This is a genomic window from Jannaschia sp. GRR-S6-38 (assembly GCF_029853695.1).
Classification (GTDB): Bacteria; Pseudomonadota; Alphaproteobacteria; order Rhodobacterales; family Rhodobacteraceae; genus Jannaschia; species Jannaschia ovalis.
In genome coordinates this window covers 2,415,018-2,428,929 of sequence record NZ_CP122537.1, presented here as the reverse complement: position 1 = coordinate 2,428,929, position 13,912 = coordinate 2,415,018, and the positions used below count along the sequence as shown (strand labels likewise).

Below are 13,912 nucleotides of genomic sequence, written 5' to 3'. Positions count from 1 at the left end.
GGTAAAGCCCGGAAAACAGGCAGCGAGGACGGCAATGACCAAAAACCACGACAGCGACGTCGCCTTCATCAAGGCCCTAGCAGAGCTTCTGCGGGAAAACGACCTGTCCGAGCTGGAGGTCAGCCGCGAATACGGCGAGGACGATGCGCTGAACGTCCGCGTCGCCCGGCAGATGGCGGCCCCGCCCGCCCCGCCGCAAGCCGCGCCGATCCAGGTCAACGCCCCGCAGACCAGCGCGCCGGCCCCCGCCGCCCCCCCCGCCGCCGCGACCGAGGAAGACCCCGCGCTCGATCCCGGCGCGGTCACCTCGCCGATGGTGGGCACCGCCTATCTCGCCTCCGAGCCCGGACAGGCGCCCTTCGTCCAGGTCGGCGACCAGGTCTCCGAGGGCCAGACGCTGCTGATCGTCGAGGCGATGAAGACCATGAACCAGATCCCCAGCCCGCGATCCGGGAAGGTGAAGCGGATCCTGGTCGAGGACGGCGCCCCCGTCGAATACGGTGCCCCCCTCGTGATCCTCGGCTGAGGGGGCGAGGCCGATGTTCCGCAAGATCCTGATCGCCAATCGCGGCGAGATCGCCCTCCGCGTCGTGCGTGCCGCGCGCGAAATGGGCGTGGCCACCGTCGCCGTTCATTCCACCGCCGATGCCGACGCGATGCATGTCCGCATGGCCGACGAGTCGATCTGCATCGGCCCGGCGTCGAGCACCCAATCCTACCTGTCGATCCCCGCCATCGTCTCGGCCTGCGAAATCACCGGCGCCGAGGCGATCCATCCCGGCTACGGCTTCCTGTCCGAGAACGCGGCCTTCGTGCAGGTGCTGGAAGATCACGGCATCACCTTCATCGGCCCCTCGGCCGAGCATATCCGCATCATGGGCGACAAGATCACCGCAAAGGACACGATGAAGGCGCTGGGCGTGCCCTGCGTGCCCGGCTCCGAAGGCGGCGTGCCCGATCTCGAGGCGGCGCGCCGCGTGGGGGCGGAGGCGGGCTATCCGGTCATCGTCAAGGCCACGGCCGGCGGCGGCGGGCGCGGCATGAAGCTCGCCCGGTCGGAGGCCGAGCTGGAGACCGCCTTCCGCACCGCCCGCTCGGAGGCGAAGGCCGCCTTCGGCAATGACGAGGTCTATATCGAGAAATATCTCGGCACGCCCCGCCATATCGAGGTGCAGGTCTTCGGCGACGGCAAGGGCCGCGCCGTGCATCTGGGCGAGCGCGATTGTTCCCTGCAGCGCCGCCACCAGAAGGTCTTCGAGGAGGCTCCCGGCCCCGCCATCACCCCCGAGCAGCGCGCCGAGATCGGCGCCACCTGCGCCGAGGCCGTGGCCCGGATCGGCTATTCCGGCGCCGGGACGATCGAGTTCCTCTATGAGAACGGCGAATTCTTCTTCATCGAGATGAACACCCGCCTGCAGGTCGAACACCCCGTGACCGAGGCGATCTTCGGCGTCGACCTCGTGCGCGAGCAGATCCGCGTCGCCGCGGGCCACGAGATGTCGTTCCGGCAGGAGGATCTGCAGATCAACGGCCACGCCATCGAGGTACGCCTGAACGCCGAGAAGCTGCCCAACTTCTCGCCCTCCCCCGGGACGATCACGCAATATCACGCGCCGGGCGGTCTGGGCGTGCGGATGGATTCGGCGCTTTATGACGGCTATCGCATCCCGCCCTATTACGACTCGCTCATCGGGAAGCTGATCGTGCATGGCCGCGATCGGGACGAGGCGCTGGCGCGGCTCAACCGCTCGCTGGGCGAGCTGATCATCGACGGCATCGACACGACGATCCCGCTCTTCCGCGATCTCGTGGCAGATCCGGATGTCCAGGCGGGCGACTACACGATCCACTGGCTCGAAACCTGGCTGGAGCGGAACCTGGGCTGACCCGCCCGGGGCCAGGTCTGCGCCCGCAAACGTGCGAATTGCGCGCCGACGGATCGTCCTCCGTCTTTTCCGCGGGTCGCCCAGCGCTTAGCTTGACGGCATGCCGCACGATCCCTTCGCCAAGATCGACGCCCGCCACGTGCTGATGGCCTATGACCACGGCGTCTTCCCGATGGCCGAGGGGCGCGACGATCCGCTGATCTTCTTCGTCGATCCCGAGCGGCGGGGCGTGATGCCGCTCGACGGGTTCCGCATGTCCCGCAGCCTCGCCAAGGTGATCCGGCGCGGGCGTTTCGAGGTCACGCTGAACCAGGATTTCGCCGGGGTGGTCGCGGGCTGCGCCGATCGCGACGAGACCTGGATCAGCCCGCGCATCGCCGCGATCTACCAGGAGCTGCACGCGGCGGGCTGGGCGCATTCGATCGAGGTCCGGCGCGACGGCGAACTCGTCGGCGGTCTTTACGGCGTCACGAAGGGCGCGGCGTTCTTCGGGGAGTCGATGTTCTCGGCCGCGCGCGACGCGTCGAAAGTGGCGATGGCCTATACCGTCGCGCTGCTGCGGCGGCAGGGTTTCGTGCTCTTCGACACCCAGTTCCTGACCGAGCATCTCGCCTCGCTCGGCGCGATCGAGATCCCGCGGGAGGCCTACCGGGCGCAGCTGCGCAAGGCGCTGATGCGCGAGGCCGTCCTGGAAGGGCCGATGCCTCAGTCGGAGGAGGTGATGCAGCTCAGGAGCCAGACGTCGTAGCGGCGATGCTCCAGCGCGTTGAGCGCGGGCGACGAGGCGACCATCCAGCCGGCGAAGAGCTCCTCCACCGCGCGGGCATCGACGATGCGGATCAGGCCGAACGCGTCGCCCGACCGGTTCGCGACCGGATAGCGGCATTCGTGAAGCGTGACCTGAAGGGGGCCGTAGGCCATCGTCTGGCCGGTCTCCATCTCGACATCGATGACCTCACCCGAAACCTTGTCGAGCGTGCGCAGGACCGCACCGACTCCGTCGCCGGTCGGGACGGCCTGCGCGAAGGCCGAACTCGCCATCAGCGCCAGGCCCGCGGCCGCAAGCGCGCGGATCATTCGGGATTCCACGCCTCGTAATCGGATTGCGGCGTCACGTCGCCACGGCGCAGCGACCCCTGGCGCAGGAAGGCGCCCTCGGAACCGGTGAGGTTCGGGTGATGCGGCTTCTCCCACGACTTATGCGCGATCGGCGCCTCGGTCGGCGGCTTCGGGAAGGTGAAATGCAGCCAGCCATACCAGTCGGGGACGACGCGCGTGGCGTCGTTGTCGCCCGCGTAGATCACCCAGCGGCGGGTGTCGTCGGCGTTGCGGTAATAGACGTTGCCGTCCTCGTCCTCGCCGACCCACGTGCCGAAGCGGCGGGTCCAGAGGCTGGTCCCGATGCTGGTTCCGTCCCACCATGTCACGAGGCGCTTGAGCAGTCCGGCCATGGGTGTCGTCCTTCGGCGTCGCAGATCAGCCTTCCGTCTACACCGCCGCCTGCGGGGGTCAAGGGTGGCGCCCCGCGGTGCGCCTGCGGCGGCGAAGCTGTGCGCGCATGCGCGGCATTGCCGGGTACAAAATCGAACCGAACGGTTTAGATTAGCCGGGTAACCGAAAGGACCCGCCATGGCTTTGTTTCGTGCCCTCCCCGCCGCCGCCCTTCTCGTCGCGCTGGCCCTGCCCGCCGCCGCGCAGACGGTGAATATCGCCGCGCCCGCCTCCGCCACCGTGGATGCCGCCCGCTCGGTGGTGCAGGACTGGGCGCGCGTCCTCGACGCCGATCGCGACGGGCGGATCGACGCGGACGAGATGGCAGCGGGCGCGGCGACGGTCTTCGCCTCGCTGGATGTCGACGGCTCGGGCGACGTGACCCGCGCCGAGATGACGGGCTGGGAACACGGCTTCGGCGCGATGGCCGCCCATCGCGGCCGGGCGCAGGCCTTCGAGACGGCGATGGGAATCGTCTTCGACCTGCATGATCGCAACGATGACGGCCGCGTCAGCCGCGCCGAGTTCATGGCCGCGACAGAGGCCGACATGCGCGTCGCCGACGGCGATGGCGACGGCGCGCTCAGCTTCGCGGAATTCTACCGCGACTTCCTGTTCAACGTCGCGCTGCGGACCGCGCTCCGGGGCTGAGGCATCCCTTCGCCGTCGCGCGCGATGGCCACTGGCCGCGCCCCGGCGGGCCCTGTATCCTGCGCGCCAACGGCAAGGAGGGACCCCCCATGACCGAAACACGCCAATACGGCTTCGACACGCTGCAAATCCATGCGGGCGCCCGCCCGGACCCCGCGACGGGCGCCCGGCAGACCCCGATCTATCAGACCACCGCCTATGTCTTCCGCGACGCCGAACATGCGGCGGCGCTGTTCAACCTGCAGGAAGTGGGCTTCATCTATTCGCGCCTGACCAACCCGACGGTCGCCGTGCTGCAGGAACGCATCGCCACGCTGGAAGGCGGCGTCGGCGCGGTCTGCTGCTCTTCGGGGCACGCGGCGCAGATCATGGCGCTGTTCCCGCTGATGCAGCCGGGCTGCAACGTCGTCGCCTCGACCCGGCTCTACGGCGGGACGGTCACGCAGTTCAGCCAGACCATCAAGCGCTTCGGCTGGTCGGCCAAGTTCGTCGATTTCGACGATCCGCAGGCGGTGGCCGATGCCATCGACGACGACACCCGCGCCGTCTTCGGCGAGGTGATCGCCAATCCCGGCGGCTGGATCATGGATATCGACGCCATCGCCAAGGTGGCCGATGCCGCGGGCCTGCCGCTGATCATCGACAACACGACCGCGACCCCCTACCTCGTCCGGCCGATCGACCACGGCGCGACGCTGGTGGTGCATTCGACCACGAAGTACCTGACCGGCAACGGCACCGTCACCGGCGGCTGCGTCGTCGACTCGGGCAATTTCGACTGGTCGGCCTCGGGCAAGTTCCCGTCGCTCTCGGAAGCCGAGCCCGCCTATCACGGGCTGAAGTTCCACGAGACCTTCGGCAACCTCGCCTTCACCTTCCACGGCATCGCCGTGGGGCTGCGCGATCTGGGCATGACCCTGAACCCGCAGGCGGCGCATTACACGCTGATGGGGATCGAGACGCTGAGCCTTCGGATGGACCGGCACGTGAAGAACGCCGAGACGGTCGCCGGCTGGCTGGAGCAGCACCCCGCCGTGGCTGAGGTCACCTATGCGGGCCTGCCCTCCTCGCCCTACGCGGACCGGGCCAAGGCGGTCTGCCCCCGCGGCGCGGGCGGGTTGTTCACCTTCCGGCTCAAGGGCGGGTACGACGCCTGCGTGAAGTTCGTCGACTCGGTCGAGATCTTCAGCCATGTCGCCAATCTCGGCGACACGCGCAGCCTGGTGATCCACTCCGCCTCGACCACGCACCGGCAGCTCTCGCCCGAGCAGCAGACCGCGGCGGGTGCCGGACCGGACGTCGTTCGCGTCTCGATCGGGATCGAGGATGCCGACGACCTGATCGCCGATCTGGACCAGGCGCTGGCCAAGGCCGCGCCCTCGATGGCCGCCGAGTAAACCCTTCCGGGCCGCGCCTTTCCCGGCGCGGCCCTTTCCATCGGGCGGCAAGCTGCCCTAGACTCGGGGCAGCCGGACGCCGCCCCCCGCAGGGGCGCGCGCAGCCGCGCCAGGGCCGGAGCGCATGACGCCAGAAATCGCACTCGACCTCTCGCTGGACGGCATCGCCGTCCTCTCGCGTGCGCCCGACGGCGGATGGTGGCGCGAGGGCGTGGTCATGCTCGACGCGCCGGACATGGCCGACCAGATGGCCCGGATGCGTGACCGCGCCGAGCGCCGCGTCGGCGCGGACTTCACGTCGATCCTGATCCTGCCCGACAGCCAGCTTCTCTACAGCTCGCTGGAACGCGACGACCGCAAGCCGGTCGACACGATCCGCGCCCTCCTGAAGGGGAGGACGCCCTACCCGGTCGAGGATCTGACCTTCGACTGGCGCGAACAGGGACACCGGCTGCAGGTCGCCGTCGTCGCGAAGGAGACGCTGCTCGAAGCCGAGACCTTCGCCAGCGATTTCGGCTTTCGCCCCGTGGCGGCGGTGGCCAACCCGGACGATCCGGTCTTTCCGGGCATCGCGAAATTCGGCCCCACCAGCATCGCGCCGGACCTCTTGAACGGCGAGACGCTGGAGCTGGACCTGGAGGACGGCTTCCGGATCACCGCCGCCCCGCCCCTGCCCGAGCCGGAGCCCGTAGTCGAAGTGGCACCGCAAGCGACGCCCGACCCGGCCACCGCGGCGGAGCCCGACGTGGCGGCGGAGGCCCCCGCCAAACCGAAGGAGGCTGCCGCCGACGATCGCGCATCCGGCGCCGAGCCGCAGATCGCCGCGCCGACCGGCGGCACGGATACTGCCAAGGCCGAACCCGTCTTCGCCCATCGGGCGCCCAGGAAGAAGGAAGCCGAGGCGCCGTCCTTCTCGACCCGGCGACGGGGCGAGGAGGCCGAGGCACCTGGCCCCGCGGGCCGCATCGCGCCGCGTCTTTCCGCGCCCGCGGTCAAGCCGGGGCCGGAGCCTGCGAAGGACGCCGGCAAGACGCCGGAGCCGGCGCCGCCCAAGGCTAAGCCGGATCCCAGCCCGCCGGAACCGGCCACCGACGTGGCCCCGGGCCCGATCAGCGTCCTGCGCGACCGCGTGGCCACGGTCGTGCCCGACGCGGAGGCCGAGAAGCGGCGAGATCGAGGAGGAGCAGGCACTGTCCCTGCCCGGGCTGCAGCGCGAACAGGCCGCGCAGCCGCGCAAGGTGCGCAAGCTCGGTCTCTACCTGACGATCGGGCTGCTCCTGCTTCTGGCGCTCATCGGCCTCGTCGCGGGGCTGACCGGATCCGAGCCCGAGAGGGTGACCGACCCCGATCCCGCCGAACCCGCCGTCGCGGGGCTGGCCGCGCCCGCGGCCGAAGACGCGCCCACGGAGGCCGATCTCGCCGCGCTCCTGCCCCCGCCCATGACCGAGGCCTCGCCCCTGCCCGACATCGCCGCCCCGCCGCTGCCGCTGCCGGGCGCGACGCCCGAGGAGATCGCCGAGGACGCGGATCCCGAGTCCGACACGCCGCCGGATGCCGACGGCGCGCCGATCGAGTCCTTTGCCGCGCGCGGCAGTTTCGCGGCCCCGCCGCCGCCCGCGGCGCCGGAGCCGGGGACGTCCGAGGAGATCTACCTCGCGTCGATCGACCCGGTGGTGGTTAACGAGGACGCCGTCTCGCTGAGCGCGGTGGCGCCGCCCACGGACGGGTTCTCGCCGCAGACCCTGCCCGCGCCGCCCGGGACGGAATTCGAGACCACAGCGGAGGGACTGGTCGTGCCAACGCCCGACGGGACGCTCGCGCCGGGGGGCTATACCCTCGTGCTCGGGCGGCCCGACGTTATGCCGGCGCCGCGCCCCGCCGCGGAAGCCGCCGCCAGCCAGTCCAACGCGCGCCTCGCCGCCGATGCCGCGTTGCGCCGCGTCCGGCCGAGCCCCCGGCCCGAGGATGCCGCCGAACAGATCGAGCGGCAGAGCTTCGGCGGGCTGACCCGCGCCGAGATCACCCGCGTGAAGCCCAGCCCGCGCCCGACGCGGATCGCCGCCCTCGCGGAGCGCGCCGTGGCCGAGACGGCGCGGCAGGACGCCGCCGCCGAGGCCGCCGCGGTGGCGGCCTCCGCCTCGCTGGCCTCGCAGCGCGAGACGGTGGTCGCGCCCGAAGGCCCTGTTTCGGACCTGGCCCTCGCCGCCAGCGAACGGCCCCGCACGCGGCCCCGCACCGTCGAGCGCGCCGCCGCCCGCATCGTCACGCAGCGCCGGGAACGGGCCAGCGCGGCGCCCGCGCCCGCGCGCCAGGCGAGCGGGTCACAGACCATCCGCTCGGCCGGGGGATCGGTGTCGCGCGCGGCGACCGAGGACAACGTGATCCGCCTCAACCGGATCAACCTGATCGGCGTCTACGGGCGGCCCTCGGCGCGGCGCGCGCTGGTCCGGCTGGCCAATGGCCGCTACGTCAAGGTCGAGGTGGGCGACCGGCTGGACCGGGGCCGGGTCGTGGCCATCGGCGACGCGGAGCTCGTGTACCAGAAGGGCGGGCGCAACGTGGCGCTGCGCATGCCCAACGCCTAGAGCCCCAGCGCGTCCCGCGTCTGCGGCGTCCAGCCGAGATGCAGCGCGTCGCCGTCGGAAATCACCGGGCGCTTGATTAGCGCCGGATGCGCGACCATCAGCGCGACCGGGTCGCCCGCGCGCTCCGCCTCCGACAGGCCGCGCCAGGTGGTCGAGCGGGTGTTGAGAAGGCCCGCGCCCAGCACCTCGTGCCAGCGAGAGACCTGCGCCCGGTCCGGCGGGTCGTCGCGCAGGTCGCGAAAGGCGACGTCATGCCCGGCGTCGCGCAGCGACTTCAGCGCCTTGCGGCATGTATCGCACGCCTTCAAACCGTGCAGTATCAGCGATTTCTGTCTGGTCATTGAGCACTCCCGCCGCTTCCCCTTGACGTTTTCATCGGCTTGCTTACCGAGGAATCGTGTTCGACGGTCGCCGGCTTTGGCGCCGGGTTTGCCCTCGTCCACCACGCCGTCGCGATGTTGCGGGCGGGACGATACTAAGGAGACACGGTCATGGCCACTGGCACCGTGAAATGGTTCAATACCACCAAAGGTTACGGCTTCATTGCCCCCGACGACGGCGGGAAGGACATCTTCGTCCATATCTCGGCGGTCGAGCGGGCCGGATTGACGGGCCTCCGCGACAATCAAAAGGTCGAGTTCGAGATGCGCGAAGGCCGCGACGGCCGCTCCAGCGCGTCGGATCTCGTCGCGCTGGACTGAGCCTCCAGCGCTAGAATACGGCCCGCGCCGTAGGCGGGGCCGACCCCTGGACGCCCGCGAAAGTGGGCGTCTTTCATTTTCGGCCCCCGCCCGGCAGCCGGTCCGGACCTCAGCCGTCGACCAGTTCGTAATGCCGGATGCTTCGCGACTCGATCAGGTCCGCCTCGGCCGGATCGATATGCGGACTGGCGTAATCCTCGCCGACGAAGGCCTTCAGCGCCGAGAGATCCCTCCAGACCATCACGAAGCTGAATTCGCGCGGGCTGTCGGGCCGCGCGGCGCCGGGTAGGAGCTGCACGACGCCCTCGGTGCCCTTCATCAGCGGGATGGCCGTTTCGCGGAAGAAGCGTTCGAACGCCGCTTCCTTGCCGGGTTTCGTCACCACCTGGAATATTCGCATGATCATCGGTTCGGCCTCCCTCGGATCCGGGATTGGGGCGCGACGCGCGCGGGCCGATCCTACCGCAGACAGCACGGATCGCGGCGGGCCGAATGAAAAAGGCCCGGCCCGCGAACTGCGGGCCGGGCCTTCGGCCTCACGGCATCTCGCCGATCAGGCGGCCCATTCCCAGGGGCGGGTGTAGTTTCCGAGCACGGCGACCACGTCGCTCTCCTCGACCTCGCCGGTCTTCTCGATCCGGGCGACGAGGCCGCGCTTCTTGTCCTCGATCACTTCCGAGACATGGGCCGGGACGCCGGCATCGGCCAGCGCGGCGTCGTAGACGCGCGTGATCGCGCGGCGGCGCAGGTCGGGCTTGAAGACCTTGCCGACAGCAGTCTTGGGCAGCTCGTCGAGGATCTCGACATGCTTGGGACGGGCGGCCCGTTCGTGGACATGGCCGTCGCAGTATTTGACCAGCTCCTCGGGCGTCGCGTTCGCGCCCTGGACCAGCTCGACATAGGCGCAGGGCAACTCGCCCGCGAAGGCGTCGGGCTGGCCGATCGCGCCCGCCATGGCGACGGCGGGATGGCCGGCCAGCGCCTCCTCGATCTCGGCGGGGTCGATGTTGTGACCGCCGCGGATGATCAGGTCCTTCGCGCGACCGGTGATCCAGAGATAGCCATCCGCATCCATCCGGCCCAGGTCGCCGGTGCGCAGGTATTTGTCGAAATGGTAGAGGTTCGTGTTCTTGTCGGCCTCGGTATAGGTCCGGCCGGCATAGACGCCGGGGTTCGAGACGCAGATCTCGCCCACCTCGTCCACGGCGCATTCGACCGGGCCGTCGCCCCTCTCGGTCAGAATCTTCACGTCGCAATGCATAAAGGGGATGCCGACCGAGCCGATCTTCTTCTCGCCATCGACCGGGTTGCAGGACACGAGGCAGGTCGCCTCGGTCAGGCCGTAGCCCTCGACCACGGTAACGCCGGTGTCGCGCTCGAACCGCTTGAAGAGCTCGACCGGCAGCGGCGAGGAGCCGGAGAACGCCGTCTTGATCGTCGAGATATCGGCATCGACCGGGCGCTGCATCATCGCCGACATGGCGGTGGGCACGGTGATCAGGAAGGTGATCTTCCAGCGCTCGATCAGCTTCCAGATATTGTCGAACACGCCCTCGCCCCGGTAGCCCTGCGGCGTGGGGAAGACGACATGCGCGCCGGACGCGATCGCGGCCATCAGGATGACGTGGCAGGCGAAGACGTGGAACAGCGGCAGCGGGCACATGATGTTGTCCTGCTCGGAGAAGAGCAGGCGGTGCCCGACCCAGCCGTTATAGACCATGCCGGAATACTTGTGCTGCGCGACCTTGGGCATGCCGGTCGTGCCGCCGGTGTGAAAATAGGCCGCGACGCGATCCTCGGTGGCATCCGCGAAGGTCAGCTTGTCCGCGTCCTGCTTGGCGCATTCCTTCGTCCAGTCGAGGACGCGGGCCTTGTGCTTGACCTCGACCTTCGGCCGCACGAGCGGGACGATCAGCTTCTTGAGGCCGGTGAGGTAGCGGTGCAGGTCGACCTCGAGCACCGTCTCGACATTGGGCGCGAGCCGGACGGCCTCGGCCACCTTCTGCGCGACGTCGGTCTTGGGAAAGGCCCGCAGCGTGACCACGACCTTGGCCTTGGTCTCGCGCAGGATGGCGCCGATCTGTTCGGGTTCCAGCAGCGGGTTGATCGGGTTGGCGATCCCCGCCACCGCGCCGCCGATCAGGACGGCCGCCGTTTCCTGACAGTTGGGCAGCACGTAGGCGACAGCGTCGGTCTCGGTGACGCCGAGGCTGCGGAACAGGTTCGCGGCCTGCGTGACCTTGCCGTGGAATTGCTTCCAGGTCAGCGTCTCGGCGGGGTCGTTCGGGCCCGAGAACAGCTGGTAGCTGATCGCCGGGCGCTGCCCGTGCGTCGCGGCCGTCTTCGACAGAAGCTCGTAGAGCGTGGTGGCGGGTTGCGCCTGTTCCCACGGCTCGGCGGCCTGAATATCCAGAATATCCTGCTTGTTGGCGAATGAGGCCATCGCGGTCGTCCCTCCCTGATCCTCCGGGACTCCCCGCCCGGTCGTTCGCGCGGCAATGTGAACGGCGCGTCAATCGGGCGCAAGCGGGACGCTGCGGCGGATCGGTCAGCAGCAGCCGTCTTCGCCCGTCTGGATCGGCGGACAGGGCACCGAGCCGTAGGAGCAGAAGACGCAGCAATCCCCCGGCCGCGGTCGCAGCCGCGCCCCGCAACCCGGGCATTCGTGGAAGAAAAGACAGCAATCCGTCGGCATGACCTCGTCCGAGGCATGGCCGCATTCGGGGCAGGTCAGCCGCGAGACGAGGATCGGGTCCGACGTCGCCATAGCGCATATCCGGTCAGCAGAAGGAATAGGCCCAGAAGCGGCAAGAGCACCGCGTCACGCCACAGGACGGGGACCAGCAGGCCCAGACCCAGCGCCGAGAGCGTCGCGGGCAGTAGCGGCGTGACGCAGCACAGCGCCAGAAGCGTCGTCCCGGCGGCCCCGGTGATGAGCATGCGATCGGCCATGCGCGCACCGTAGCGGGCCACCGGCGGGGCGTCACGCCACGAGCACGTGAAGCCGCTATTCCGCCGCCATCCCGTCGGTGAATTGCAGCCGCGCCAGCCGGGCATAGAGCCCGCCCTGCGCGACCAGCGCGTCATGCGTGCCCTGCGCGACGATGCCGCCATCCTGCATCACCACGATGCGGCCGGCCTTCTTCACCGTGGCGAGCCGATGGGCGACGATGATCGTCGTGCGCCCCTCGGCCAGGAGCGCCACGGCATCCTGCACCGCGCGCTCGCTTTCGGCGTCCAGCGCCGAGGTCGCCTCGTCCAGCAACAGGACCGGCGCGTCGCGCAAGATGGCGCGGGCGATGGCGATGCGCTGCTTCTGGCCGCCCGACAGCATCACGCCGCGCTCGCCCACATAGGTGTCGTAGCCCTGCGGCAGCGCCGTCAGGAAATCATGCGCAGCGGCGGCGCGGGCGGCGGCCTCGACCTGCGCGTCGTTGGCGTCGGGATTGCCGAAGCGGATGTTGTCGCGCGCCGAGGCGGCGAAGATCACCGGATCCTGCGGCACCAGCGCCATGCGGCCGCGGAACGCGTCGCGATCCATATCGCGCAGATCGGTGCCGCCCAGCGTCACGCGCCCCTCGTCGGGATCGTAGAAGCGCTGCAGAAGCTGGATCATCGTCGACTTGCCCGCGCCCGAAGGCCCGACCAGCGCCACCGTCTCGCCCGGGGCCACGTCGAGCGACACGCCATTGAGCGCGGCGATCTCGGGCCGGGTCGGGTAGCGGAAGGTGACGTTCTCGAAGGCGATGGCCTCGCCCGCCGGCAGGGGCCGCGACGCGGCCGGGTCCCGCACGTCGTCCTCGACCTCCAGCAGTTCGACCAGCCGCTCGGTCGCGCCCGCGGCGCGCTGCAGCTCGCCCCAGATCTCCGACAGCGCCGCGACGGAGCCCGCGACCATGATCGCGTAGATGAGGAACTGGATGAGCTCGCCGATGGACATCACGTCGGCGCGGACATCGCGCGCCCCGATCCACAGCACGCCGACGATCCCCGCGAAGGTCAGCAGGATGACGATCACGGTCATGACCGCGCGGACCCGGATGCGCGTGCGCGCCGCGCGGAAGCTCTTCTCGGTGACGTCGTCGAAGCGCCGGCTGGCCTCGCCCTCGAAGGTATAGGCCTGGACCGTCTGCGCCGAGAGCAGCCATTCCGAGGCGCGCCCGGAGCTTTCGGCGATCCAGTCCTGGTTCTCCCGGCTCAGGGTCCGGAGCCGCCGGCCTAGCACGATGATCGGCACGATCACCGCCGGCACGATCAGCAGCACCAGCCCCGACAGCTTCGGCGCCGTCCAGAGCATCAGCGCCAGGCCGCCCGCGAAGATCAGCACGTTGCGCAGCGCGACCGAAACCGAGGAGCCGATGACCGAGAGCAGAAGCGTCGTGTCCGTCGTGATCCGGCTGAGAACCTCGCCGGTCAGGATCCCGTCGTAGAAATTGGGGCTCATCCGGATCATCCGGCCGAAGACGGCCTTCCGGATATCGGCCACCACGCGCTCGCCCAGCCGGGTCACGAGGTAGTAGCGCAGGCCCGTGCCCACCGCGAGCAGCGCGGCGATCACCAGCGCGGCGGCGAAATACTGGTCCAGAAGCTCCGCCTCGCCGGTCTGGAAGCCGTCCACGACGCGGCGCACGGCCAGCGGCAGGACCAGCGAGACGCAAGCCGTCAGGACCAGCGCGGCCAGCGCGGCGGCCACCATGCCGATATGCGGCCGGAAGAACGGCGCGAGCGACCGCAGGCTTCCGATCCGCTTCGATCCCGTACGGTCCGCTTCCTTGGCGATCTCGACCATGTGCCCTCCGGATTGGCGGGTTCGGGGTATCCGCGCCGGCCCCGGGGCGCAAGAACGACGCCGCGCCGCAGGGCTTGACCGGCCGGGCGACCCGCACCACCGTGACGCGAAAGAGGTGCGCGATGTACAACCCGATCGACGTGACGGCGATGGTCTTCTACGGGCTCGTCTGCATGGTTCTGGCCGGCTACGTGCCCGCCACGCAGCGGCGCGGCACCCGCCTGGCCATCGGCGCGGGCGTCGGCATGGTGGCCGCGGTCCTGCTCAACCTGCTGCGCGCGCCGCTGGGGATCTGATCGGAAGGATTGGAGCGGGCGACGGGAATCGAACCCGTATCATCAGCTTGGAAGGCTGAGGTCTTACCATTACACAACGCCCGCGTCGTGCAGGCTTCAAATAGGCCGCGTGCGGG

General features: G+C 69.8%; 16 protein-coding genes and 1 tRNA gene. 8 read left to right on the top strand and 9 right to left on the bottom strand.

Annotated features, from left to right (window positions below; translation table 11 throughout):
* The first annotated feature begins 34 nt into the window (after positions 1-34).
* From accB to aat, 3 genes are all read left to right on the top strand, one after another.
* On the top strand, positions 35-526 hold the full coding sequence (accB, locus tag P8627_RS12460) for an acetyl-CoA carboxylase biotin carboxyl carrier protein (RefSeq protein WP_279964455.1): 492 nt from the start codon (positions 35-37) through the stop codon (positions 524-526).
* Positions 527-539: 13 nt separating this feature from the next.
* Positions 540-1,886: an acetyl-CoA carboxylase biotin carboxylase subunit gene (gene accC / locus P8627_RS12455; protein ID WP_279964454.1), complete on the top strand. Its 1,347-nt coding sequence runs from the start codon at positions 540-542 to the stop codon at positions 1,884-1,886.
* A 100-nt stretch (positions 1,887-1,986) separates the two neighbouring features.
* Complete coding sequence (gene aat / locus P8627_RS12450) at positions 1,987-2,634, top strand: leucyl/phenylalanyl-tRNA--protein transferase (RefSeq protein ID WP_279964453.1); 648 nt, start codon at positions 1,987-1,989, stop codon at positions 2,632-2,634.
* Here the strand turns inward: aat and P8627_RS12445 are convergent.
* Together P8627_RS12445 and P8627_RS12440 are read right to left on the bottom strand one after the other, a co-directional pair.
* Positions 2,592-2,963 carry a DUF2155 domain-containing protein gene (locus P8627_RS12445; RefSeq protein ID WP_279964452.1) on the bottom strand — a complete coding sequence of 124 codons (372 nt, stop codon included), beginning with the start codon at positions 2,961-2,963 and terminating at the stop codon, positions 2,592-2,594. The two genes, aat and P8627_RS12445, sit on opposite strands and share 43 nt — an antisense overlap.
* Positions 2,960-3,337, bottom strand: a complete 378-nt coding sequence (locus P8627_RS12440) for an NADH:ubiquinone oxidoreductase subunit NDUFA12 (protein ID WP_279964451.1) — start codon at positions 3,335-3,337, stop codon at positions 2,960-2,962. Before P8627_RS12440 ends, P8627_RS12445 begins: the two co-directional genes overlap by 4 nt.
* Positions 3,338-3,515: 178 nt before the next feature.
* Here P8627_RS12440 and P8627_RS12435 point away from each other — a divergent pair, with 178 nt between their 5' ends.
* From P8627_RS12435 to P8627_RS12425, 3 genes are all read left to right on the top strand, one after another.
* Complete coding sequence (locus P8627_RS12435; protein WP_279964450.1) at positions 3,516-4,028, top strand: EF-hand domain-containing protein; 513 nt, start codon at positions 3,516-3,518, stop codon at positions 4,026-4,028.
* Positions 4,029-4,117: 89 nt separating this feature from the next.
* Positions 4,118-5,425, top strand: a complete 1,308-nt coding sequence (locus P8627_RS12430; protein WP_279964448.1) for an O-acetylhomoserine aminocarboxypropyltransferase/cysteine synthase family protein — start codon at positions 4,118-4,120, stop codon at positions 5,423-5,425.
* Between the two features lie 1,238 nt (positions 5,426-6,663).
* Complete coding sequence (locus P8627_RS12425; protein ID WP_279964447.1) at positions 6,664-8,010, top strand: hypothetical protein; 1,347 nt, start codon at positions 6,664-6,666, stop codon at positions 8,008-8,010.
* Here P8627_RS12425 and P8627_RS12420 read toward each other — a convergent pair.
* On the bottom strand, positions 8,007-8,351 hold the full coding sequence (locus tag P8627_RS12420; protein ID WP_279964444.1) for an arsenate reductase family protein: 345 nt from the start codon (positions 8,349-8,351) through the stop codon (positions 8,007-8,009). The two genes, P8627_RS12425 and P8627_RS12420, sit on opposite strands and share 4 nt — an antisense overlap.
* A gap of 150 nt (positions 8,352-8,501) precedes the next feature.
* On the opposite strand from P8627_RS12420, the gene P8627_RS12415 reads away from it, so the two are divergent.
* Complete coding sequence (locus P8627_RS12415; protein ID WP_115383994.1) at positions 8,502-8,711, top strand: cold-shock protein; 210 nt, start codon at positions 8,502-8,504, stop codon at positions 8,709-8,711.
* Between the two features lie 109 nt (positions 8,712-8,820).
* Here the strand turns inward: P8627_RS12415 and P8627_RS12410 are convergent, their stop codons facing one another.
* The 5 genes from P8627_RS12410 to P8627_RS12390 form a co-directional block, all read right to left on the bottom strand.
* Complete coding sequence (locus tag P8627_RS12410; RefSeq protein ID WP_279964442.1) at positions 8,821-9,117, bottom strand: antibiotic biosynthesis monooxygenase family protein; 297 nt, start codon at positions 9,115-9,117, stop codon at positions 8,821-8,823.
* Between the two features lie 147 nt (positions 9,118-9,264).
* The gene (locus tag P8627_RS12405) at positions 9,265-11,154 is read right to left on the bottom strand and encodes an acyl-CoA synthetase (RefSeq protein ID WP_279964441.1); all 1,890 of its coding nucleotides are present in this window, start codon (positions 11,152-11,154) and stop codon (positions 9,265-9,267) included.
* A gap of 105 nt (positions 11,155-11,259) precedes the next feature.
* Entirely contained in the window at positions 11,260-11,478 is a 219-nt protein-coding gene (locus tag P8627_RS12400) for a GDCCVxC domain-containing (seleno)protein (protein ID WP_279964440.1), read from the bottom strand.
* On the bottom strand, positions 11,442-11,684 hold the full coding sequence (gene merF, locus P8627_RS12395) for a mercury resistance system transport protein MerF (RefSeq protein ID WP_279964439.1): 243 nt from the start codon (positions 11,682-11,684) through the stop codon (positions 11,442-11,444). Before merF ends, P8627_RS12400 begins: the two co-directional genes overlap by 37 nt.
* A gap of 34 nt (positions 11,685-11,718) precedes the next feature.
* On the bottom strand, positions 11,719-13,500 hold the full coding sequence (locus tag P8627_RS12390) for an ABC transporter transmembrane domain-containing protein (RefSeq protein ID WP_279964438.1): 1,782 nt from the start codon (positions 13,498-13,500) through the stop codon (positions 11,719-11,721).
* A gap of 122 nt (positions 13,501-13,622) precedes the next feature.
* On the opposite strand from P8627_RS12390, the gene P8627_RS12385 reads away from it, so the two are divergent.
* A complete protein-coding gene (locus P8627_RS12385; protein ID WP_279964437.1) occupies positions 13,623-13,796 on the top strand; it encodes a hypothetical protein in 174 nt (57 codons plus the stop codon).
* A gap of 10 nt (positions 13,797-13,806) precedes the next feature.
* On the opposite strand, the gene P8627_RS12380 is transcribed toward P8627_RS12385, so the two are convergent.
* Positions 13,807-13,880: transfer RNA gene (locus tag P8627_RS12380), tRNA-Gly, on the bottom strand.
* Between the last annotated feature and the right edge of the window lie 32 nt (positions 13,881-13,912).

Excerpts from the sequence above, each read along its gene's own strand:
- accB (WP_279964455.1), top strand. The coding sequence starts at position 35 with ATGACCAAAAACCACGACAGCGACGTCGCCTTCATCAAGGCCCTAGCA.
- accC (WP_279964454.1), top strand. The coding sequence starts at position 540 with ATGTTCCGCAAGATCCTGATCGCCAATCGCGGCGAGATCGCCCTCCGC.
- aat (WP_279964453.1), top strand. The coding sequence starts at position 1,987 with ATGCCGCACGATCCCTTCGCCAAGATCGACGCCCGCCACGTGCTGATG.
- P8627_RS12445 (WP_279964452.1), bottom strand. The coding sequence starts at position 2,963 with ATGATCCGCGCGCTTGCGGCCGCGGGCCTGGCGCTGATGGCGAGTTCG.
- P8627_RS12440 (WP_279964451.1), bottom strand. The coding sequence starts at position 3,337 with ATGGCCGGACTGCTCAAGCGCCTCGTGACATGGTGGGACGGAACCAGC.
- P8627_RS12435 (WP_279964450.1), top strand. The coding sequence starts at position 3,516 with ATGGCTTTGTTTCGTGCCCTCCCCGCCGCCGCCCTTCTCGTCGCGCTG.
- P8627_RS12430 (WP_279964448.1), top strand. The coding sequence starts at position 4,118 with ATGACCGAAACACGCCAATACGGCTTCGACACGCTGCAAATCCATGCG.
- P8627_RS12420 (WP_279964444.1), bottom strand. The coding sequence starts at position 8,351 with ATGACCAGACAGAAATCGCTGATACTGCACGGTTTGAAGGCGTGCGAT.
- P8627_RS12415 (WP_115383994.1), top strand. The coding sequence starts at position 8,502 with ATGGCCACTGGCACCGTGAAATGGTTCAATACCACCAAAGGTTACGGC.
- P8627_RS12410 (WP_279964442.1), bottom strand. The coding sequence starts at position 9,117 with ATGATCATGCGAATATTCCAGGTGGTGACGAAACCCGGCAAGGAAGCG.
- P8627_RS12405 (WP_279964441.1), bottom strand. The coding sequence starts at position 11,154 with ATGGCCTCATTCGCCAACAAGCAGGATATTCTGGATATTCAGGCCGCC.
- P8627_RS12400 (WP_279964440.1), bottom strand. The coding sequence starts at position 11,478 with ATGGCGACGTCGGACCCGATCCTCGTCTCGCGGCTGACCTGCCCCGAA.
- P8627_RS12390 (WP_279964438.1), bottom strand. The coding sequence starts at position 13,500 with ATGGTCGAGATCGCCAAGGAAGCGGACCGTACGGGATCGAAGCGGATC.
- P8627_RS12385 (WP_279964437.1), top strand. The coding sequence starts at position 13,623 with ATGTACAACCCGATCGACGTGACGGCGATGGTCTTCTACGGGCTCGTC.